This is a genomic window from Pseudomonas sp. S2_F03, assembly GCF_054668335.1.
In genome coordinates this window covers 5,224,284-5,244,124 of the sequence record NZ_CP162759.1, presented here as the reverse complement: position 1 = coordinate 5,244,124, position 19,841 = coordinate 5,224,284, and the positions used below count along the sequence as shown (strand labels likewise).

Annotated in this window: 20 protein-coding genes, 1 tRNA gene and 1 pseudogene; 7 read left to right on the top strand and 15 right to left on the bottom strand. The window is 57.4% G+C overall.

The features are described 5' to 3' along the window. Positions 1 to 2 precede the first annotated feature (2 nt). Together AB4N76_RS24475 and AB4N76_RS24470 are read right to left on the bottom strand one after the other, a co-directional pair. On the bottom strand, positions 3 to 959 hold the full coding sequence (locus AB4N76_RS24475) for a sugar ABC transporter substrate-binding protein (protein ID WP_046028244.1): 957 nt from the start codon (positions 957 to 959) through the stop codon (positions 3 to 5). A 189-nt stretch (positions 960 to 1,148) separates the two neighbouring features. Beyond that, positions 1,149 to 1,598, bottom strand: a complete 450-nt coding sequence (locus AB4N76_RS24470) for a hypothetical protein (protein WP_460163622.1) — start codon at positions 1,596 to 1,598, stop codon at positions 1,149 to 1,151. A gap of 348 nt (positions 1,599 to 1,946) precedes the next feature. Between AB4N76_RS24470 and AB4N76_RS24465 the strand changes: the two genes are divergently transcribed. The 3 genes from AB4N76_RS24465 (at position 1,947) to AB4N76_RS24455 (ending at position 4,189) form a co-directional block, all read left to right on the top strand. Then, entirely contained in the window at positions 1,947 to 3,035 is a 1,089-nt protein-coding gene (locus AB4N76_RS24465; protein ID WP_046028247.1) for an asparaginase, read from the top strand. Positions 3,036 to 3,204: 169 nt separating this feature from the next. Beyond that, complete coding sequence (locus tag AB4N76_RS24460) at positions 3,205 to 3,495, top strand: DUF1654 domain-containing protein (RefSeq protein WP_046028250.1); 291 nt, start codon at positions 3,205 to 3,207, stop codon at positions 3,493 to 3,495. Positions 3,496 to 3,499: 4 nt separating this feature from the next. Beyond that, positions 3,500 to 4,189, top strand: coding sequence for an endonuclease (locus AB4N76_RS24455; protein ID WP_046028251.1), 690 nt, complete (start codon positions 3,500 to 3,502; stop codon positions 4,187 to 4,189). A gap of 66 nt (positions 4,190 to 4,255) precedes the next feature. Here AB4N76_RS24455 and AB4N76_RS24450 read toward each other — a convergent pair. Beyond that, a pseudogene (locus AB4N76_RS24450) lies at positions 4,256 to 4,620 on the bottom strand (SPOR domain-containing protein). Positions 4,621 to 4,870: 250 nt separating this feature from the next. On the opposite strand from AB4N76_RS24450, the gene csrA reads away from it, so the two are divergent. Beyond that, positions 4,871 to 5,065: a carbon storage regulator CsrA gene (csrA, locus tag AB4N76_RS24445; protein WP_007938114.1), complete on the top strand. Its 195-nt coding sequence runs from the start codon at positions 4,871 to 4,873 to the stop codon at positions 5,063 to 5,065. 192 nt (positions 5,066 to 5,257) lie between these two features. Here csrA and AB4N76_RS24440 read toward each other — a convergent pair whose 3' ends face one another. Next, positions 5,258 to 5,713, bottom strand: coding sequence for a DUF2214 family protein (locus tag AB4N76_RS24440; RefSeq protein ID WP_046028254.1), 456 nt, complete (start codon positions 5,711 to 5,713; stop codon positions 5,258 to 5,260). Between the two features lie 524 nt (positions 5,714 to 6,237). Here AB4N76_RS24440 and AB4N76_RS24435 point away from each other — a divergent pair. Next, complete coding sequence (locus tag AB4N76_RS24435) at positions 6,238 to 6,990, top strand: carbonic anhydrase (protein WP_046028255.1); 753 nt, start codon at positions 6,238 to 6,240, stop codon at positions 6,988 to 6,990. Positions 6,991 to 7,060: 70 nt separating this feature from the next. Here AB4N76_RS24435 and AB4N76_RS24430 read toward each other — a convergent pair whose 3' ends face one another. Continuing rightward, positions 7,061 to 7,255: a hypothetical protein gene (locus AB4N76_RS24430; RefSeq protein ID WP_046028257.1), complete on the bottom strand. Its 195-nt coding sequence runs from the start codon at positions 7,253 to 7,255 to the stop codon at positions 7,061 to 7,063. Positions 7,256 to 7,404: 149 nt separating this feature from the next. On the opposite strand from AB4N76_RS24430, the gene AB4N76_RS24425 reads away from it, so the two are divergent. After that, positions 7,405 to 7,719 (top strand): hypothetical protein, encoded by a 315-nt coding sequence (locus tag AB4N76_RS24425; protein WP_046028258.1) that lies wholly within the window; start codon positions 7,405 to 7,407, stop codon positions 7,717 to 7,719. Between the two features lie 1,038 nt (positions 7,720 to 8,757). Here the strand turns inward: AB4N76_RS24425 and AB4N76_RS24420 are convergent. The 3 genes from AB4N76_RS24420 to AB4N76_RS24410 all read right to left on the bottom strand — a co-directional run bounded on the left by AB4N76_RS24420 (position 8,758) and on the right by AB4N76_RS24410 (position 10,218). After that, positions 8,758 to 9,147: a hypothetical protein gene (locus tag AB4N76_RS24420; RefSeq protein WP_460163621.1), complete on the bottom strand. Its 390-nt coding sequence runs from the start codon at positions 9,145 to 9,147 to the stop codon at positions 8,758 to 8,760. 139 nt (positions 9,148 to 9,286) lie between these two features. After that, positions 9,287 to 9,829 carry a hypothetical protein gene (locus AB4N76_RS24415; RefSeq protein ID WP_460163620.1) on the bottom strand — a complete coding sequence of 181 codons (543 nt, stop codon included), beginning with the start codon at positions 9,827 to 9,829 and terminating at the stop codon, positions 9,287 to 9,289. A gap of 312 nt (positions 9,830 to 10,141) precedes the next feature. After that, positions 10,142 to 10,218 (bottom strand) — tRNA-Val (locus AB4N76_RS24410). Positions 10,219 to 10,401: 183 nt separating this feature from the next. On the opposite strand from AB4N76_RS24410, the gene AB4N76_RS24405 reads away from it, so the two are divergent. Then, on the top strand, positions 10,402 to 11,685 hold the full coding sequence (locus AB4N76_RS24405) for an NAD(P)/FAD-dependent oxidoreductase (protein ID WP_077430519.1): 1,284 nt from the start codon (positions 10,402 to 10,404) through the stop codon (positions 11,683 to 11,685). A 168-nt stretch (positions 11,686 to 11,853) separates the two neighbouring features. Here AB4N76_RS24405 and AB4N76_RS24400 read toward each other — a convergent pair whose 3' ends face one another. The 7 genes from AB4N76_RS24400 to AB4N76_RS24370 form a co-directional block, all read right to left on the bottom strand. After that, complete coding sequence (locus AB4N76_RS24400) at positions 11,854 to 12,825, bottom strand: XdhC family protein (RefSeq protein WP_077430520.1); 972 nt, start codon at positions 12,823 to 12,825, stop codon at positions 11,854 to 11,856. Position 12,826: 1 nt separating this feature from the next. Continuing rightward, entirely contained in the window at positions 12,827 to 14,062 is a 1,236-nt protein-coding gene (locus AB4N76_RS24395) for a cytochrome c (protein WP_046026866.1), read from the bottom strand. A 2-nt stretch (positions 14,063 to 14,064) separates the two neighbouring features. Further along, complete coding sequence (locus tag AB4N76_RS24390; RefSeq protein ID WP_046026867.1) at positions 14,065 to 14,604, bottom strand: (2Fe-2S)-binding protein; 540 nt, start codon at positions 14,602 to 14,604, stop codon at positions 14,065 to 14,067. After that, a complete protein-coding gene (locus AB4N76_RS24385) occupies positions 14,597 to 17,428 on the bottom strand; it encodes a xanthine dehydrogenase family protein molybdopterin-binding subunit (protein ID WP_046026868.1) in 2,832 nt (943 codons plus the stop codon). The genes AB4N76_RS24390 and AB4N76_RS24385 overlap by 8 nt, the downstream gene beginning before the upstream one ends. Before the next feature lie 217 nt (positions 17,429 to 17,645). Next, the gene (locus AB4N76_RS24380; protein WP_080942971.1) at positions 17,646 to 18,278 is read right to left on the bottom strand and encodes an RraA family protein; all 633 of its coding nucleotides are present in this window, start codon (positions 18,276 to 18,278) and stop codon (positions 17,646 to 17,648) included. Beyond that, entirely contained in the window at positions 18,269 to 19,051 is a 783-nt protein-coding gene (locus tag AB4N76_RS24375; protein WP_077430524.1) for an IucA/IucC family C-terminal-domain containing protein, read from the bottom strand. The genes AB4N76_RS24380 and AB4N76_RS24375 overlap by 10 nt, the downstream gene beginning before the upstream one ends. After that, positions 19,048 to 19,839: an ABC transporter ATP-binding protein gene (locus tag AB4N76_RS24370; RefSeq protein WP_046026871.1), complete on the bottom strand. Its 792-nt coding sequence runs from the start codon at positions 19,837 to 19,839 to the stop codon at positions 19,048 to 19,050. Before AB4N76_RS24370 ends, AB4N76_RS24375 begins: the two co-directional genes overlap by 4 nt. Positions 19,840 to 19,841: the final 2 nt, after the last annotated feature.

Here is a 19,841-nt window from a genome sequence, read left to right as displayed (position 1 = left end):
GCCTACTTGGTAACCAGTTCTACCGGGGTTTCAATCACGCCGTTGGTGCCGCTGTCGACCTTCTCGCCCTTGATGATCTTCAGCGCAGTCTCGATACCGAACACCGCTTGCCTGGCTGCAAACTGGTCGGCGGTCGCCAGAACGCGACCGTCCTTGAGCATCGGCTTGATGGCGTTGATGTTGTCGTAACCGACCACTTGCACCTTGCCGGCCTTGCCCGCTGCACGCACGGCGGAAACGGCACCGACGGCCATGCTGTCGTTACCGGCCAGCAGGGCTTTGACATCCGGGTACTCGCTGAGGATCGAGGCGGCAACCTTGTTGCCCTTGTCGATCTCCCAGTCGCCAGACTGCAGTGAAACGACTTTGATCTGCGCCGCTTCCATCGCATCTTTGAAACCAGCGGTACGGGCCTGGGCGTTGGTGGTGGTGGACACGCCTTCGATGATGCCGACTTCGTCACCGGCCTTCAGTTGCTTGGCCAGGTACTCGCCGACCAGACGCGCGCCTTTGCGGTTATCCGGGCCCACGAACGGCACTGTCATGCTCTTGCTTTTGAGGACAGCAGGATCCAGTTGGTTGTCGATGTTGATCACGGTAATGCCGGCATCGATGGCTTTCTTGATCACCGGAACCATGGCTTTGGAATCCGCCGGAGCGATGACCAGCGCATTGACTTTAGCCAGGATCATTTGCTCGACGATGCGTGTCTGGCCAGCGGTATCCGTTTCGTCTTTGATGCCGTTGGAGATCAACTCGAATTCGCCGGAATGGTCTTTCTGGTAGGCCTTGGCGCCATCTTCCATGGTCAGGAAGAATTCGTTGGCCAGGGACTTCATGACCAGCGCGACTTTGGGTTTTTCAGGAGACTCGGCGAATGCCGATGAGACAGGCAGTGCAGCGGATGCGACAGCCAGCATAGCGACAGCAAGAAGACGTCCAGCGAATGGCAGCTTCATGGGTTCACTCCGATCTTATGATTATTGTGAGCAGTGCTTGCGCTGGAGTAACGCCTGGACCCCAATCGTCAGGAGTCAGACTGCGAACAGGGTCGCGCAAACGTTTGCGTAGACCGAACTATGCGAATCCTGCCAGGATTTGTCAACGAGCTGTTTGGCGTCTTCGCAAACAAAACCTCCCCCTCCACGTTACGCAGTGGTGCTGATCAGGCCACCCGTACTGGAGTCCTTGGCCAGCTCTTTCACCAGATTACCCGTCACTTGTGACAGCGCTCCGGTGGTGTCGGCGATCTGTCCCTGGATCGACATGACCGCTGTGGCCTTGGCTTCCGGCGTCGGATAAGTCGCTGCCTGAGCGGCGGCCAATTGCTGCTGTTGTTCGCGCAGTTGCTGTTGCAGTTCCTGCATACGCTTGAGCAGCGTTTGCACCGCAATACTTTGGGTGCTGCCGCCTTCGGACCTGGCTTCGGCGCCCTGCGCTCCGCCACCGGTTCGAACCTGGTTGTCGCGGCCCTCGTCCTTATCCAGAACCTCTGTCGAGGCATCTGCCGTCGCTTCGCTCAAGGCATTGATCGTTGACGGGGATTTGCCACCGATGGTGATCGCGCCTGCATTTGGAAAACCGATAGAGAAGGACACGTTAACTCCTGTAAGAAAAATAACCTTTCAGGGCCATCGACCTGCACAAGGTTTTCTTTAGCACTGATTGCAGATCTGGCAAGGCGAACTTGCCAGCAAAAGTCGTAGGCATTTTCGGAGAGCCGAACGCAAACGCACACCACATTCGGAAACCCGGACAACAGGACGTTTAACATGCATCAGACTAAAAACAATTACCTATATAAATCATAAGGTTAGATATTTTTTTCTATCGACGTTTGACTGGTACAGATCCTGCTCTTCACCCATACCCCCGGCGTTCAGATCTGCCAGGGGCGCATCTAGATGAACTTGCATCAGCACCGTCTCACTACTAGAGAGAAAATAATGAAATCTGCTTTCAATACTTTTATTCCGGGCGCTTTGGCCCTCTTGCTCCTCCTGCCTGCTGCCCTTCAAGCAAAAGAAGTCGAAACCAAACAGAAGTTGGCGAACGTGGTCATCCTGGCCACCGGCGGCACCATTGCCGGCGCAGGCGCGAGCGCCGCGAACAGCGCAACTTACCAAGCGGCAAAAGTTGGCATCGAACAGTTGATTGCCGGCGTTCCGGAACTGAGCCAATTGGCTAATGTTCGTGGCGAGCAAGTCATGCAGATCGCCTCGGAAAGCATCACCAATGACAACCTGCTTCAGTTGGGCCGTCGCGTGGCCGAACTGGCCGACAGCAAAGACGTCGATGGCATCGTGATCACCCACGGCACCGACACCCTGGAAGAAACCGCTTACTTCCTGAACCTGGTGGAAAAAACCGACAAGCCGATCATCGTCGTCGGCTCCATGCGTCCAGGCACTGCGATGTCGGCCGACGGCATGTTGAACCTGTATAACGCCGTCGCCGTCGCCAGCAGCAAAGAAGCGCGCGGCAAAGGCGTCCTGGTGACCATGAACGACGAGATCCAGTCGGGTCGCGACGTCAGCAAGATGATCAACATCAAGACGGAAGCGTTTAAAAGTGCCTGGGGTCCGTTGGGCATGGTGGTTGAAGGCAAGTCCTACTGGTTCCGCCTGCCGGCCAAGCGTCACACCATGGATTCGGAATTCGACATCAAAACCATCAAGAGCCTGCCTGACGTAGAAATCGCCTATTCCTACGGCAACGTCAGCGACACGGCCTACAAGGCACTGGCACAGTCCGGCGCCAAAGCAATCATCCATGCCGGTACTGGCAATGGTTCGGTTTCCTCTCGCGTGGTTCCAGCCCTGCAAGCCCTGCGCAAGGACGGCGTTCAAATCATTCGTTCGTCTCACGTGAACGCTGGCGGTTTCGTCCTGCGTAACGCCGAACAGCCTGACGACAAATACGACTGGGTTGTCGCGCACGATTTGAACCCGCAAAAAGCCCGCATCCTGGCCATGGTTGCACTGACCAAGACCAACGACAGCAAAGAGCTGCAACGGATGTTCTGGGAATATTGATTCGCCCTCGCCCGACCGGTTCTGGTCGGGCACTTTATTCACCACTCGTCAGCGTTGACGAGTGGTTAACGCCCTCCGCAAAACGCCGACAAAAAAATTTCCCTCTTCCTACACCAAATGGAAAAAACCACTGTCAGAGGATTTTCTTGAATTTTAAGCAGTTGCGAAAATGCTTACAGTTAAATACTGTATGCACGTACAGCTTAATAAGGATAATCCCGTGGCTACCACCTCCACCTCTCCTGGCACCTATGAACGCATGGGCATGCGCGTTCAGAAAATCATCAATTCCCCCACCGCTCAAAAAGCCAAAGCCGCACTGATCTTCCGCCTGCCGGATGAACCCGTGGATGAGTGGGAGCAATTGCTCGAAGAAATCGACGAGAACGACAACGTCACCCTCGCCTATCGCGACGATGGCGGTGTGCAGATTTTCTGGGTTGTACCGAAGGAAGATTGAGTCAATGAGCGTCCGCTGGTTTGCTTTGCTGTTTTTGTTCATCACCTTCGGCGCCCAGGCCGCCGCCCCACGCACTTTCAATGAAGCCAAAAAAGTCGCCTGGAAGCTGTACGCACCGCAATCCACCGAGTTTTATTGCGGTTGCAAATACACCGGCAACAAGGTGAACCTGGCGGCCTGTGGTTATGTGCCACGCAAAAATGCCAAACGCGCGGCTCGCATCGAGTGGGAGCACATTGTCCCGGCGTGGCAGATCGGCCATCAGCGCCAGTGCTGGCAGGAAGGCGGACGCAAGAACTGCACCCGTTACGATCCGGCTTACCAGAAGGCCGAAGCCGATTTGCACAACCTGGTGCCGAGCATTGGCGAAGTGAATGGCGATCGCAATAACTTCAGTTTTGGTTGGTTGCCGGTGCAGACCGGTCAATATGGCTCGTGCTTGACCCAAGTCGACTTCAAGGCAAAGAAGGTCATGCCCCGCCCATCCATTCGCGGCATGATCGCCCGGACTTATTTTTACATGAGCAAGCAATACGGCTTGAGCCTGTCGAAACAGGATCGCCAACTGTACGAAGCCTGGAACAAAACCTATCCGGTGGAAGCCTGGGAACGTCAGCGCAACCAAAGCGTGGCGTGCGTCATGGGTCGCGGCAATGAGTTTGTCGGGCCGGTGGACATGAAAGCCTGCGGTTGATAGCCGCTGAAAAACAAAAGGCCTCGGTGTAATACCCGAGGCCTTTTTTATTTCTATCTGCCACTGTCACTGAGCCAAAGGATGCTCAAGCACCAGCAATTCGATGTTCTGCTTCTTGGCCCGAACCAGCGCCGCCGCCACCTCTGACTGCTTGGCCTCGGCCTCGGCTTTCGAACTGAATGGCCCCATCAGAATGCGCGTCTTGCCATTTTCCATGATGACGTTGGAAACGAAGCTATGCTCGATCAACCAGCCGCTCAGATCGCTGACAGCCTGGGTTGTTTCGCCTCGCACCTCGAGATCCCATTGCGGCCCGGTAGCCGTTACTGGAGCGGAAACGACTGCCGGCTTAGGCTTTGAGCGTCAACCCCCTTACCCTCACCGCACCCAGCCAACGCCAGTACAGCGAATACCAAGACCATTTTGCGCACAACGGTTCCCTCTGAATGCCGAAAGCGGCGATTTTAACACCCATGAATACTTCTCGAGTGCCGCAAAATGGACTCAAAACAACGAGAATGATGATGGCAGCCTCTGTATAGTTACGCCTTGGGAATTAATGCAGCATCTGCGCGTCAGAAAGAGGCACCCAAACCGTGAGACTTCGCACTAATCTATACATAACACCGACCTCTGCACTGTTCGAATCAGGTGCCCTACAAAGCAATCAAGGAGAAGACCATGCTGATACTCACCCGCAAAGTCGGTGAAAGCATAAACATCGGTGACGACATTACGATCACCATCCTGGGCGTGAGCGGCCAGCAAGTCAGGATTGGCATCAACGCTCCGAAAGACGTTGCAGTGCATCGTGAAGAAATCTATCAGCGCATTCAGGCTGGCCTCACCGCGCCAGACAAGCCACAAACTCCCTGAATCCTGTTGCAGTCAGTAGCCAGCCCGTTCGCCCTGAACATCGGCTGGCTAAAGATTCGGGCGCTGTAGTGCCCGCCGTTTAATTGCTCACCCTCTCCCCTCCCGGCAAGACGTCGATACTACCGGCATGTCACATGCCATGGCTGTCAGACATTTCTGAATAAACCCGAGGAAGGACCTGATCGCACCCGCTTAACCTAACGTCACCCCGCGCGCCATACCCGTCGCAGCAATGACCATCAGCAACACCAGCAGCGCTTCGATGTGACTGAAACGGGCAAACAGTTTTGCGCGCCCGGCATCGATCGCCGCACCACGGCCAAGCGCAATTCGCCATTTGATCAGTGTCACCATGGGTGCGACTTCTAGCAGCAGGATAAGCACGAAGAGCGTCATCTTGAGATGAAACAGTGGCTGGTGCAGGTAATAATCGGTGCCTTTCTCGTATCCGCCAAAGGCCCGCATTCCACCGCTGACCAAGAGGATGACTGCGCTGATCCCCCATAGGTTATCGGCCATCAGTACGCGACGCACCTCCCCCGTCCCGGCCGCCAAGCGACTGAACGCCGTCCCTCGGGTCAAAACCGCCCAGAAGCCCAGCGCAAAAGCCAGCAGGTGAATTGCTGCAAGTGACCAATGAACCAGCATTGATATACCCCCGTCAGACCGAGTTTGAGTTTAGCCAGTCAGTAGTAGCCCAAAAAACCGGGACTTGCCCGATTTGAGCGCAGGGCGCTTTATCAGGGATTGAGTCAATGGATCGTCAAATAGCGTTGCTGCCGGGGATAGGCGCAACAGCAGTTCGAAGGTGCGGGACAAATCTCAGGCAAAAAAAATCCCAAGCAGCTGATGGAAGCTTGGGACTTAAAAATGCATAAACCGTGGTGGTGAACGCGGGGCGATAATATCCCAACGACTTACTTGTAACAATATATTTTAGGTCACTAGTTGGTTAAAAAATATCGTAACCCATTAAATATCCACAATTTTTTTATGGATCCTTGGAAAGTTCCAGTTGAAACAAGCCATCACCCGCCATACCCGCAGGCCTGAATATGACGCCAGAAACATAACGTCACAGACCGTCTAGACTCCATCCATCAAGAGCTGAAGGTTTCTGCTCGCTTTTGACAGCAAGCCCCCCCCTCCCAATTCACCTGAGTACACAAGCCATGTGTGAATCATGTGATTCAAATCCGCTTCAAAAAACGAGTGGCCGCCGTAAGTTCCTTCAGCTTGCCGGACTTAGCGCAGGAGCACTGTTGTTGGCTGGCGCCTTGCCTGGCCAACTCCTCCACGCTGCGGAGAAAACGGCGCCACCCCCAAAACCGCAAAACGCAATCAACCCCGACATGGCCCTTCAAAGGCTTATTGAGGGAAACGAACGGTATGTTTCGGGCACTTCCAAGACGCATGACTTCAAAGCCGAACGAGAAGCCTTGGTCTCAGGCCAGAACCCGTTTGTGTCGGTGCTCAGTTGCTCTGACTCTCGCATCGCCCCCGAGTACGCTTTCGACACTGCACGCGGAGATCTTTTCTCCATACGTGTCGCCGGTAACTTCGTTACTGATGAAGGCCTGGCAAGCCTTGAGTACGCAATCGCGGTGCTCGGCTCACCGCTGATTCTCGTGCTCGGGCATGAAGACTGCGGCGCTATCAATGCAGGTATAAAAGCAGTAAAAGATCAAACCGTTTTCCCCGGCCACATCCCAAAACTGACTGATGCACTCAAGGCTTCTATCGAGAAAGTGCTAAAAGAATCAGGGAGTCTTCCTGCCAACGCTGTAGCGCAAAATGTCAAAGACTCGGTCAACAAACTCAAAAACGCCTCACCCATTCTGACTGATGCCCTCAGCAAAGGTACGTTGAAAATAGTGGGCGGCATCTATCGCCTGGCGAGCGGAAAGGTAGACCTGGTCGCCTGACTCAGAACACCCAACGCCTGTCGTTGAGATAGCCAGAAACAAGGAGCCCAGCGCAAAGGCTGGGCTCAAGTTATTTTCTGTTGTCCATCATCTTGTCGGCGAGAGCCTTAGCCCTTTCAATCAACAGGTTCTGCCTGTCCTCATGAGTAGCCCCTCCTACGACCGGGGCCGTCAGGTTGCTTTCGGCAATCAACGCAGCGCAGAAGTACTGATCCCAAACAGCCCTGCCTTCAAATGCCTGCCTTTTCATTTCGTCGGCGATCATATGCGGCTCCTTTTGGTGAGGTAGCACTGCTATCTTACGCCCGAATTTCAAACAACCTGGGTCACTAAAGACAATCAGCACGAGTCGAGTGGCAAACCATGGGGCCGAGTGGTTCAATTCATGAGCACTTCAAACGAGGGAGACGTGCGGTGGGTGTTTTAAAAGCGTTAAGTGTATTTTCATTCGGCCTTTACTCGCTTGTGGGTGCAGGCCTGATGGTTGGGACGTATTTATTGCTCTATGGAGCCCAGTGTGCAGAGTCGCGGATAAAACACCAACCCCTGCCAACAGACCGCGTCTTGGTGTTTGTTGTTGTCGCAGCGCTGGCCGGCTTCTGCGTGGGCAGCCTTGCGCAAGGACTTGCGGAGATACGGGATGAGTGCGCCGCCATCGGCGAAATGCCTAAACCCTGCCTGTTAAAGCGGTTGGGACGCACAACCCTGAGTGCCGGCTCGGCGCTGTAGCATCAGGTATCGACGGAAATGGCAGGATCAATCTTGCTTTTGTTGCCAGTAGTGCGCTCGCTCCACTGGGTTATCCATGATTTTAGCGCATTGATCTGCATACTTGGCCGAGAGGGTCGAAAGGCTCACCGCGCCGCTTTTCAAGTCGCTATGCATCGATATGATTGATGCTCGAGATCTGGCTCGAGTCCCGGCCTTATCGGTGATGGCCATGGAATAGCCCAAAGCATCCACCGCTGTTTGTTTGTTTTTTCAGCCAACTCCGGTTGTTGCCCCCGAACAAGTGAAGCGCAGACCAAATAATATGCAGCGCACTCGTCGAGTTCCTGCGCAAAGCTGTAGGCTGCTCGTTCGAGTTCGAAAGCTGATGCTGAGCCCATCGAAAACAACAAGAAAAGAAGAAAATATCGAACCACAGCAGAGCGTCCTTTCACGGCTTGAGATAAGCAGGGTTTGCAACACATCCGTAGAGGGCAAAACCAACGCCCACCCTGGTCGCCACTAGTCATGCAAATCATGACTTATGACCGAATTCGCTCTTGCGCCAACGCCCCCACTTCAACAAATCACGTCAGCCGGCGAGGCAGATACCTGACTGGAGATAGCCCTGAGCCCTCCCCGTAAACGCCCAAATCTGTGGCGATCAAAACCTGGGGAGATCACCAATTTGCTCAAGCTCGGATACATGAGCCTCTAGTTCTATAGTCCTCTCGCCGGAGGCATTGACTCCCAAAATACCCTGCCTCGGTTTTCACCGAAGTCATCTCCAGCAAAAACTTCATCGCCTCGAGCAAGCGCATCGCAAACATGATCGAAACTGACGACCTGGCTATCTCCGATAGCCTGCATGTGCCCATCCACCTTTACCCATACGAACTCTACAAACTTGCCGTCATGGTCCTTCCGTGCCGTGGAAACGATGTACGTATCCATATCGCTTGCCTCATTGAATGCCCCATAGCTAATCCTAGCCCCATTTCCTGGTGCCATTTGTTTGCACGCCAGCCGGTGAGGATCAACAAAGGGAGGCGACATGAATCACCTATGCTCAGAAGATCGACCGATCTCCTCACGAGTAGGCATGGTCCAGTCCGAAGATCGTCTTTCATAAATCGAGTCGTCGCGTTTATATCCGTCATAGGTGAACATCAATAGGTAAAACGCGAACGCAGTTGCAGCTAAAGCAGCCCTAGCTATGGGATTCGCATCTTTGGATAAGCCACCAGGACCAATGGCAACCCTACCTCCTCGAAGGTAGGAAAACACTGCCTGACCGAACCAAGCCTGTAGCGCCAGCGCCTCCCAGAAATGCCCCCAATCCCCTACGAAGCGCACAATAGCGTTTGTCAGAGAAGCTACGACCAACAGGGCCAGCATCAAATACCGAAATTGCTTGAGAAAAACCAGGACGCGGTTCTCCGGCTCCATATTCCCCCTGCCTCCCAATCGATTAATTGAGCTACCAACACTATCCGAGTCCTGATATCGGTTGATTCGAGCCGATCCTAAGTCACGACTAGCAGTACCCCCCTTCAAAGTCAGCCGCTATTGCGGCAAGGAATCGGCATCAGGGATAGGGAACAAAATCTCCTAACCACTCTCGGGCTATTGGGACCGCGTATTCAAGCAACTCAAGCGGAACATTCTCTACGAACAGGGTGACCTCAAAACGAAGCGTTTCGTCGTTTCGAAAGATTTCAAACAACAGCCCGTTGTTACCTCTCCAGCATTCCATCGCAAGGCCATCGTGACCTTCAACAACGCTTGAAGCACAGCAAAACCGATATTCAACTCCGTGTACGACCACATCGCACCTCCATTTATTAATGGCCGCAACCATACCCCTCCCCCATGAGCCAGGCATGGACTCAACGTACTCATCCAATAATTCCGGAAGTTGCTCACCAAAACTGGCGGCAATATTTCGAGCAAGCGCGATCTCCCGCTCCACCGACTCGATGATTCGAGGGTCAACATCGGGTGACGCAGAGTAACGGTCTTGCCCACGGTGTCCAGTTTCGAGCCGATCTGTGCGGCGATGTTGGCAAGGGCAAATGTGGCGAATGGGACTGGTCACCAGCATTGCCAACCTGGTAGCCAGGTTTGGCATCTCGGCATCCTCCCAGCATGGGAGTGAAGGAATAAAAAGGCCTGTGCAGAGTGTTTTCGCGAGATGCGCAGCAGGACACGCCCGAACCCAATACCACCCACCGCCCCCAGTGCTTCAGCAGATCTTCAGCAGTGTGTTCGGTGAAGCACTATCAGGAGTGGGCACGACGAAAAGAAGATCGAGTACCTGGAGGTGGGCGCCGGGTTGGCGTTTTGAGTGGGGTTTTGCAAAAGTTTTGCAAATCACAGACAACAAAAAAGGGCCCACCTTTCGGTGAGCCCTTCTAGACCGCCCAGCAGAGCGGATTTTGTTTGGTAGGCGCGATTGGACTCGAACCAACGACCCCCACCATGTCAAGGTGGTGCTCTAACCAACTGAGCTACGTGCCTGCTGTGAGGCGGCATTCTACGGAATTCCGGAGGGGTGTCAACACCTTTTTTCGAGCTAACCCTATGAATATGCAAAATATTTAATTTTGCGGCCGAGAAGCAGAATTTCCGGTGGCTGGCGGTCGATTTTTAACTCGGGTAGGATCAATGCACTCGTAAAATATATTAAACAGAGGCAGCAGGATGGCGAACATTCCCTACCCAGAGTCCTATTACGCCGCATCGGCCAATGCGGTCCCGCCGCGTCCGGCCTTGCAGGGCGAAGTAGAGACTGATGTCTGCGTAATTGGCGCCGGCTACACCGGCCTGTCCTCTGCCCTGTTTCTGCTGGAGAGCGGTTTTAAAGTCACGGTCCTGGAAGCGGCCAAGGTGGGTTTTGGTGCGTCGGGCCGTAACGGCGGCCAGATCGTCAACAGCTATAGCCGTGACATCGACGTGATCGAGCGCAGCGTCGGCCCCAAGCAGGCTCAACTGCTGGGACAGATGGCGTTCGAGGGCGGTCGGATTATTCGTGAGCGGGTCGCCAAATATAATATCCAGTGCGACTTGAAGGACGGCGGCGTGTTCGCAGCCATCACGGCCAAGCAGATGGGGCATCTGGAATCGCAGAAGCGCCTGTGGGAGCGTTTCGGCCACACGCAGCTTGAGCTGATGGATCAACGCCGCATCCGTGAAGTCGTGAACTGTGATCAGTACGTCGGCGGCATGCTCGACATGAGTGGCGGGCACATTCACCCGCTCAACCTGGTGCTGGGCGAGGCAGTGGCTGTTGAGTCGCTGGGCGGCACTGTCTATGAGCAGTCGCCAGCGGTGCGCATCGAGCGCGGCGCCAATCCGGTGGTGCATACGCCACAGGGCAAGGTCAGGGCCAAGTTCATCATCGTCGCCGGCAACGCTTATCTCGGTAATCTGGTGCCGGAACTGGCGGCCAAGTCGATGCCTTGTGGAACCCAGGTCATCACCACCGAACCGTTGGGTGACGAATTGGCGAAAAACCTCCTGCCACAGGATTACTGTGTCGAGGACTGCAATTACCTGCTCGACTATTACCGCCTCACGAGCGACAAGCGGCTGATCTTCGGCGGCGGCGTGGTGTATGGCGCGCGCGATCCGGCGAACATCGAGGCGATCATTCGGCCGAAGATGCTCAAGGCGTTCCCGCAGCTCAAGGACGTGAAAATCGACTACGCCTGGACGGGCAACTTCCTGCTGACCCTGTCGCGCCTTCCGCAGGTCGGGCGACTGGGTGACAACATTTACTATTCCCAAGGCTGTAGCGGTCATGGCGTGACGTACACGCACCTGGCAGGCAAGGTGTTGGCCGAAGCGTTGCGAGGTCAGGCCGAGCGTTTTGATGCGTTTGCTGATCTGCCGCACTATCCGTTCCCCGGCGGACAATTGCTGCGCACACCGTTTGCGGCGTTAGGCGCCTGGTACTACGGGCTGCGGGACAAGTTCGGATACTGATACAAAAAAGGGCCGCTGAATGCGGCCCCTTTTTGTATCAGCCTGGAAAGTCAGCACTATCCCTTGTAGGAGTGAGCCTGCTCGCGATGGCGGAGTGTCAGTCTATGAAGTATTGACAGGAAAACCGCTATCGCGAGCAGGCTCACTCCTACAAGAAGAATCGGGGGGTCAGAGTCGATCCCGCGCTATCCCGCTGCGAATCCGCAGGATGTCGGCGAGTACGGCGAGGGCGATTTCAGCGGGGGTTTTGCTGCCCAGGTTCAGGCCGATGGGTGCATGAATCCGCGACAGCTCCAATTCCCCCAAACCACCAATCCGACGCAATCGCTCGAAGCGCTTTTGCGAGGTTTGCATAGACCCCATCACACCGATGTAAAACGCCTCGGTGCGCACCGCTTCCATCATTGCCAGGTCATCGATGCGCGGATCGTGGGTCAACGCCACCACCGCGGTGTCGCTGTGGCAGCCGCCGTCAGCGATGAATACCGAGGGCAGTTGGCGACGAATCTCGACGTTTTCCAGCACCACGCCTTCCAGCACCTCGTCGCGCGGATCACAGAGAATGACTTCGAAACCCAACCCGACGGCAAACTCCGCGCAGGCCTGAGCGACTGAGGAATACCCCGCCAGCAACAATCGCTGTGCCGCACCGATGCGCACGCGCACCCGATCGATCTCACGTTCGATTCGCACACCCTGCTCGCGATCATCGAACAGGCTGCGCGCACCATTGGCCAGATCGATCTCGCGGATCAGTCGACGCTGCCCCAGCAGCGCCGACTCCAGCTCCCGCAGGTGTGCCTGAACCTCGCAATCGGGCTCAAGCTTCTCCACCAGCACGTCGAGCACACCGCCACAGGGCAAACTCACCCGGGAGCGCGGATCGTCGCCCTCGCCATAACGGACGACGCTGACCGCTTCAAGGAACGCCCCTTCGGCGACTCGCTCGAGAAAATCCTCCTCGACACAACCGCCCGACAGCGAACCGATCCATTGCCCGTCGGTGTTCACCGCCAGCAGCGAACCCGGCGCACGAGGCGCCGAGCCGTAGGTGGCAAGCACCGTACAGAGCCAAAGGCGCTTTCCGGTCGTCGACCACTCCAGCGCCCGGCGCACCACTTGCAGGTCGAGATGCTGCATGTCAGTGCGCCTTGTGCTCGAGCGGCGGCGCATCGGCGCGCAACGTCTGCACATCATTGACCGCCAGATCACCAGCCTGACCACCCCACGCTTGACGCAGGTAGTTCAGCAGATCAGTGAGTTGCTCGTGACTGAGCTTCTCGGCAAACCCCGGCATCGGTTGCATGTGTTCGAACCCGGAAAACTTCTGCTCACCAATACCGTCGTCGATCACCCGGACCAGGTTGCGCGGATCTTCCAGGCGCAGCGTGGTGTTGCCCCGCATGGCCACGGCAATGTGCGGCTTGCCTTCGCCACCGACAGCGTGGCAACCGGCGCAGACGTTGAGGTATTCCTGCCGCCCACGCTGGGCGCTCGCCGTGAGTTTGTCCAACGGCATGTCTGTCAGCACTTTCGCCGCCGGTGGTTGATCGCCGAGCAGGAAGGTCGCCATCGCCGCCAGGTCCGGATCTGTCAGGCCCTGGGTGCTGTTGTGAAACACCGGGAACATTTCGTTGAACATCGTGCCCTGGGCGCTCATGCCGTGCTTGAGGAACGAACTCAGGTCCTGATGATTCCAGCCGCGAGCCGCCAGGTCATTGGCCAACAGGCTTGGCGCCAGATAGCCATTGAGCAGGCCGCCCGTCATACGTTTGTCCTGCTGCATCGCCCCCGGTAAACCGCGCGGGGTGTGGCATTCGCCGCAGTGGCCGAGCACGTCGACCAGATACTGGCCACGCTTGAAGGCGTCACTTTTGCCTTCGGTGGGCGCCAATTTCACGTCCTTGCCGTAAAGCATGTTCCAGCCCATCAGACCGAGGCGCACGTTGAATGGAAAGCTCAGGCTGGTGACCGGGGCTGCACGCTCAATCGGCTCGACGGTTTTCAGGTACGCATGAATCGCATCGGAATCTTCACGCGGCATCAAGTGATACGAGGTGTACGGCATCGCCGGATACAGGTTCGCGCCGTCGCGACGCTTGCCTTCGGTGAGCGCAGCAAAGAACTCGTCATCGTTGTAAAGGCCGATGCCGTGCTCTTTGCTCGGGGTGATGTTGGTGCCGTAGATCGTACCGAACGGCGAGACAATCGGCAGACCGCCCGCATACGGCGCGCCACCCGGCGCGGTGTGGCAAGCCATGCAGTCGGCAGCGCGGGCGAGGTATTCGCCGTGCTTGACCTGATCTTCCGCGTGGGCCAGCAACACCGGCGCAGCCAGACCAACCGCCAACGCCAGGCGGGAAAGTAGTTGCTTCATGCTTAACCCTCCTTGACCAGGCCGAGATCGGTCAGCACGTTGCGCGTCGCGCTGTAGTAGCGCACGTAGCCGGTGCAGCGGCAGATGTGGTGACCGAGGCTGTCCTCGATGACTTTTTCCAGTTGGCTTTTGACGATGGGCTGACGCTGCAGCTTCTCGACCAATACCGTCGCGGCATTCACAAATCCGGGGGCGCAGTAGCTGCACTGGAAAGCGAATTCATCGACGAAACGCTGCTGGATCGGGTTCAGCTCAGTGACTTTCCCTTCCTCGTCACGTTTCGCATGGCCTTCGATAGTGCGTACTTTTTTGCCTTCGAAGTAATGCGCGCCGGTGATGCAGGTGCGCACTTCTTCGCTGGTGCCGTCCGGGTTGTCGACGATCACCACGCAGGCGTGGCAGATGCCCTGGCCGCAGCCCAGACGCGAGCCGGTGAGGTTCTTGTATTCGTGCAAGTAGTCGATCATCGGCAGATCATCAGGGATGTCCACCGGGCCGACGGATTGACCGTTGAGGGTCAGTTGAAGCGGACGGTTAGCCATTGAGGGCCTCCTTGATGCGAGCAGAAGTGATAGGCAGGTCGCGGACCCGTTTACCGATGGCGTGCGCCACGGCGTTACCGATGGCACCGACCACCGGGATCATCACCACTTCGGCAATGCCCTTCGATGGATCGCTCGGCGACAACGGCGGCAGGATTTCAGCTGTCTGCTTCCACACCGCAACGTGGCGCGCCATCGGCAAGCGGTAACGGTTGAAGTTCCAGTCACCCTCCCCCGGTCCGCCTTCGTACAACGGCATCTCTTCCATCAACGCATGGCCGATGCCCATGGCGATCCCGCCTTCGATCTGGCCCCTGACCAGTTCTTCCACCAGCACCCGACCGCACTCGACCCACGAGTGATGATCGAGCACCTGCACTTCGGCCGAGCCCTTGTTCACTTTCACTTCCACCAGCGTCGCCACCGGGCTGTAGTAAGTCACGGCCGCGTTGTTCAACTGAGTGTCCGGGTAATGCACATTCTGGCGATCCAGCAGGTGGAAACCGGCGCTGTTCATTTGCGCCTTTTTCACGTTTGGAGCGCCGTCGCCATACTTGACCGCCAGGGCGTCGAGCGGCAGACGCTCACGCACGCCGTCGATGCTGAACTCGGCCTCGGCCCAGCTCCAGCGGTTGAAACCGTGCACGGTCGCGCCAGTGACCAAACCGCGTTCGTGGGCATGTTTGGCCAATTGCTCAAAGCTCAACGGCTGCATGCCGTTGGCGGTAAGTTTGCCGTCGACCCAGTGCGCATCTTCGCGACGCACCACATAAGGGTTGGCCGAACCGCCGTAAGGGCCCTGACTCCAGATCTGCAACGCCGCCGGCCACAAACCGTGGTTGAACAGCACGCGTGCCGCTTCACGGGTGGCGTGGCTGAAGTAGTACGCAGAGTTGGTCGCCGACGACGCCGAGGCAATCTTGCCGACCCAGCGCGGATTACGCAGCAAACTGTCCTGCTCGGCCTGACTCATGATGTACGGGTTGCCGCCGCTGATGAGCTGCAACTCCTTCCATTCGGTCTCGCCGGTCTTCACTTCAGTCGCCGCGATGCCGAGGAAATCGGCCACGACCAAGGCTTGAGAAGTGGACATGCCCGTGCCGATTTCGATACCGATGTGGCGCAGGGTGATATGCCCTTGCGCGGTGAATTCGATACTGGCCATCGGCGCTTCGGAACCGGTGCCGAAGTCTTTCTGGCAGATGGCAAAACCCACGCCATACCAGTTATCCGGATCCTGCGCTTCGCGCTGCTTTTTGATCGCGTCGCGGTTTTTCCAGACTTCGTGAACGGCGGCCTTGTCGAGAATCTCGTGCAAGCGCAAGGCACCCGCCGGCACCGCGCCCTGGGTGTTTTTCATGCCCGAGACCATGGCGTTTTTCTTGCGCAGGTCGATGGCATCGATGCCGAGGCGATCGGCAATTTCGTCGACCATCATCTCGGTGGACGCCATGCTTTGCAGGGTGCCGTAGCCACGCATCGAACCGGCTTCAACGGCGCGAGAATGGTAGGCCGTGACCTGCAAATCGTTCTGCGGCATGTAGTAGATCGACTGCGCCGCCGTGGCGCCAACCGCCGCCACCGATGGGCTGTAGTTGACTCGCCCGCCGCCGTCGACGCTCATCTCGGCGCGGAAAATCTTGAAGCTGTGATCGGTCTTGTCCACCGCCAATTGATAGCGGATATCGAACGGGTGACGCTTGATGCCGCTCTGGAACTGCTCATAGCGATCGTTGGCCAGGCGCACCGGCACACCCGCGCCGTACAACGCCGCGAGGGCCGCGTAGTAGACGAAAATGTTGTGGTCCTTGGAACCGTAGCCGACGGTGTAGCCTGGGTGCATGTTCAAGTGCGCCAGACCGAAGCGAGACGGCGCGATCATCTTCGCGGTTTCGGTCGCGGTTTCCAGCGGGCACTGGGTCGCTACCACGAAATGCAGGGTCTTGGTCGCCGGGTCGTACCAACCGTTGCCGTTGTCCGGCTCCATCGCGGCGGGTTCGATCGATGGGGTTTTGTAGCGTTCGTCGAACACCAGCCAGTTGTCCGGCGGCGTGTCGATCTGCTGTTTCATGCGATCAGCGTAGAACAACCCGCGCTCGGTCAGGTTGCCGTGTAGGTTCGGTTGGGAATTCCACACCGGGCGACGGTTTTTCAGCATCGGAAACAGGATCGAGTCCTTGAGGCTGGCGAATTCGTCTTCGTCTGCCGAGGTCTTGCCGCCCACACGCACGTAGCGGAAGCTGCCGTAGGGATCGCCTTCGTAGAACGGCACTTGGGCGCCGTAGCGGATTGCTTTGTCATTGAATTTGAGTTTGGCCTTGGCCTGGCGAAAACGCTCGAAGTCGTTCCAGATCAGGATCGCCACCGGATGACCGATGAACATCGGCACCTTGCCTTCCGGCAGCAGCGGATCAGGCGCGTGATCTTCCGGAAAGGCGATACCGTCTTTCTCCAGGTCGGCGGCGGTGACGATGCGGTCGGGCTGCAATTCGGCGCCAAGCCACGACAGGTCCATGCCCGCGTAGATGCGGTCGGCCTTGATGGTTTTCAGCAGCATGGCGTGGCCTTGTTGCTGCGGCCAGCCCGGCATGTCCTTGGCGCGGATGTCGCGGGCAAAGACTTTGCTGCCGCAGACCTTCGACAAGGCATCGTTACGCGTGCGTGCCTTGCCGTTGTTGCCGAGCCATTGCTCGGAGGGCACGGTCACGCTGTTTTCCATCAAGGCTGCCAGCGCCTGGCTGCTCAGTGGCGTGAGCGTCACGCTCACACCCGCTACCAGCCCGCCCTGAAGGAACGAGCGCCGGGATATATCACGGTTGGACATGGATCATCCTCTGGGCGGTTATGGGCCCGCCCTTCTGGTTATGTACTGGAAATCTCGAGTCTAGCGGAAGCCCTTTTTGACGATTCAAAGGGCTGAGTTTGACAGCGCAAAGCTGACCGAAAGGTTAAGTTTATAGACTAATGCCATTGCGGCAAACAAAAAACTGACCGGCGAATCAAAAAACCGCGACTGTTCGACGCAGCAAATCGATGATGCCTTAGGACAGGCGGGCGTCCAGTCTGAGCAGGAACTCCGCGCGGCGGCGTTGATCGGTTTCTTCCTTGGTGATTAATTCGGGCAGCAGTTCGGCCGCTCGCCGGGCATCGAGAATGTAGATGCCGTCATCGTCGCCAATGGCCAAGTCCCCTGGCTGCACCCGAACCTCGCCCACCTGGATCGGCTGATTGACTTCACCCTCGGCGCCAATACCCCGAGTGGTGAACGCACTGACGTCGCGACAAAACACCGGCAACCCATGAAGACGCAAGGCGCCGACATCAGTAACCGCGCCCGATACCACCACCCCGGCCAGTCCCTTGATCAAGCCGGCCAAGGTCCGAAGCTCACCCCAGCAGCCGCACTCTGCGTCGCCCACACATTCGATCACCAGCACGTCGCCGGGCTCACTCAGCAGCAACGCTTCACGCAAAATGCTGCCGTCCGGTGGGAAAACTTTGACGGTGACCACATTGCCGACTATGCGGATATCGTTGAACAGTGGCTTGATTCCCCGCAGAAAGCCGCGGTCGGAAAAATGGCCTATCGTGGACGACGGGATTGCCCGGTACTGGTCGATCAACTCTGGACTGACGAGCTGCTGGCGAGGGCTTATCTGGTAACTCATCGGCATTTCCCCGGACGTAGCAATGGGCAGGTCGAGCAGTATTCAGCGGGCTCGGTGGCCAGGTAGTAAAAGCAACAGGTTCGGCGAAAGCGAATGCTGCGCTGCCCGTCGTCCACCAGCGTCGGTGGTCGGCGGAAGTGGCTCAGCGGGTTGTAGTCGAGGCCGAACAGTGCGGGTTCGGCTTGGGTCAGCAGCCACTGGAAGTCCGCTTCATAACGCGCCCGTATCGATGGATCGTCGATTTTCGCCATGCGCTTTTCATACAGCGAATAAACGCGCACGGCGGTGTTTTCCCAGAGGATGCGCCGGGAAACACCGGTAACCCGATTGAAGGTGTGCCACAACGGCTTCAGCAGTCCAGCGAACAGTCCCTGCACCAAGGCTTCCCGCCAGGCTTCGCGTTCATTGACCCCATACGTCAGCGGCTGGCCGTGATGCAGCGGCATCGAAGACGTCCACAACCCGTCATCGTGGCCGTATTCAATCACCGAGTTGTCGAGCGTCAGCAGCAGCCCTTTGTCATACACCGACATCGCATACAAGCAGGCGCCGGTCGCCAGGAAGGACAAGCGCTTGCCCAGCAGCGAGGCCGTGATCGCCCGGGTGGGCGAGCCAATCACCGGACCCAGGGCGTCCAGCAGTTGCTCGCACACGTCCTCCTGCAACAAATCCCGGGCCAGCAACGAGCGCAACGGGTCGCGCTCGTCGCTGCCCTTGAGCCGCAAGCCTGCGGACAACACCGCCCACTCCGGCGCCGTGAAATGTCGCGCCAGACTCATTGCGGCAACTCCCGGCCAAACGGAATACACAGCGGCGTCCCGAAGAACGGATCGGGAATGATCCGGCAATTGAGGTCGAACACGGTTTTGACCAGCGCCTCGGTCAGCACTTCGTCGGGCCGGCCTTGGGCAAACGCGGTCTGGTTGTGCACCGCCACCATATGGTCGGCATAACGACAGGCCAGATTGAGGTCGTGCAGCACCATGATGATGGTTTTGTTTTCCAGCCGATTGAGGTCGCGCAGCAGGTCCAGCACTTCGATCTGGTGCGCCAGGTCGAGAAAGGTGGTGGGCTCGTCGAGCAGCACGATGCCGGTGTCCTGGGCCAGGGTCATGGCGATCCACGCACGCTGGCGTTGCCCGCCGGACAACGCGTCCACCGGTCGATCCGCCAGGGCCTGCAGACTGGTTTGCGCCAGCGCGCGGTTGACCATGGCTTCGTCTTGCGCCGACCACTGTTGCATCCAGCTCTGATACGGGTAACGCCCCAGCGCCACCAACTGCCGGACGGTGATGCCCTCCGGCGCGCTGGGGGTCTGGGGCAAAATGGCCAACTCCCGGGCCACGGCAGCCGTGGACTTTTGCTGAATATCCACACCGTTGAGAATCACCGAACCCTGCTGCGGTTTCAGCAGTCGGGCGAAGGATTTGAGCAAGGTGCTTTTGCCGCAGCCGTTGCTGCCAATCAGTACCGAAATCTTGCCCTGGGGCAGTTGCATGTCCAGCGCGTCAATAATCACCTGGCGCTGATAACTCAGGGTCAGGCCGCGACTTGCAATCGACGTCATAC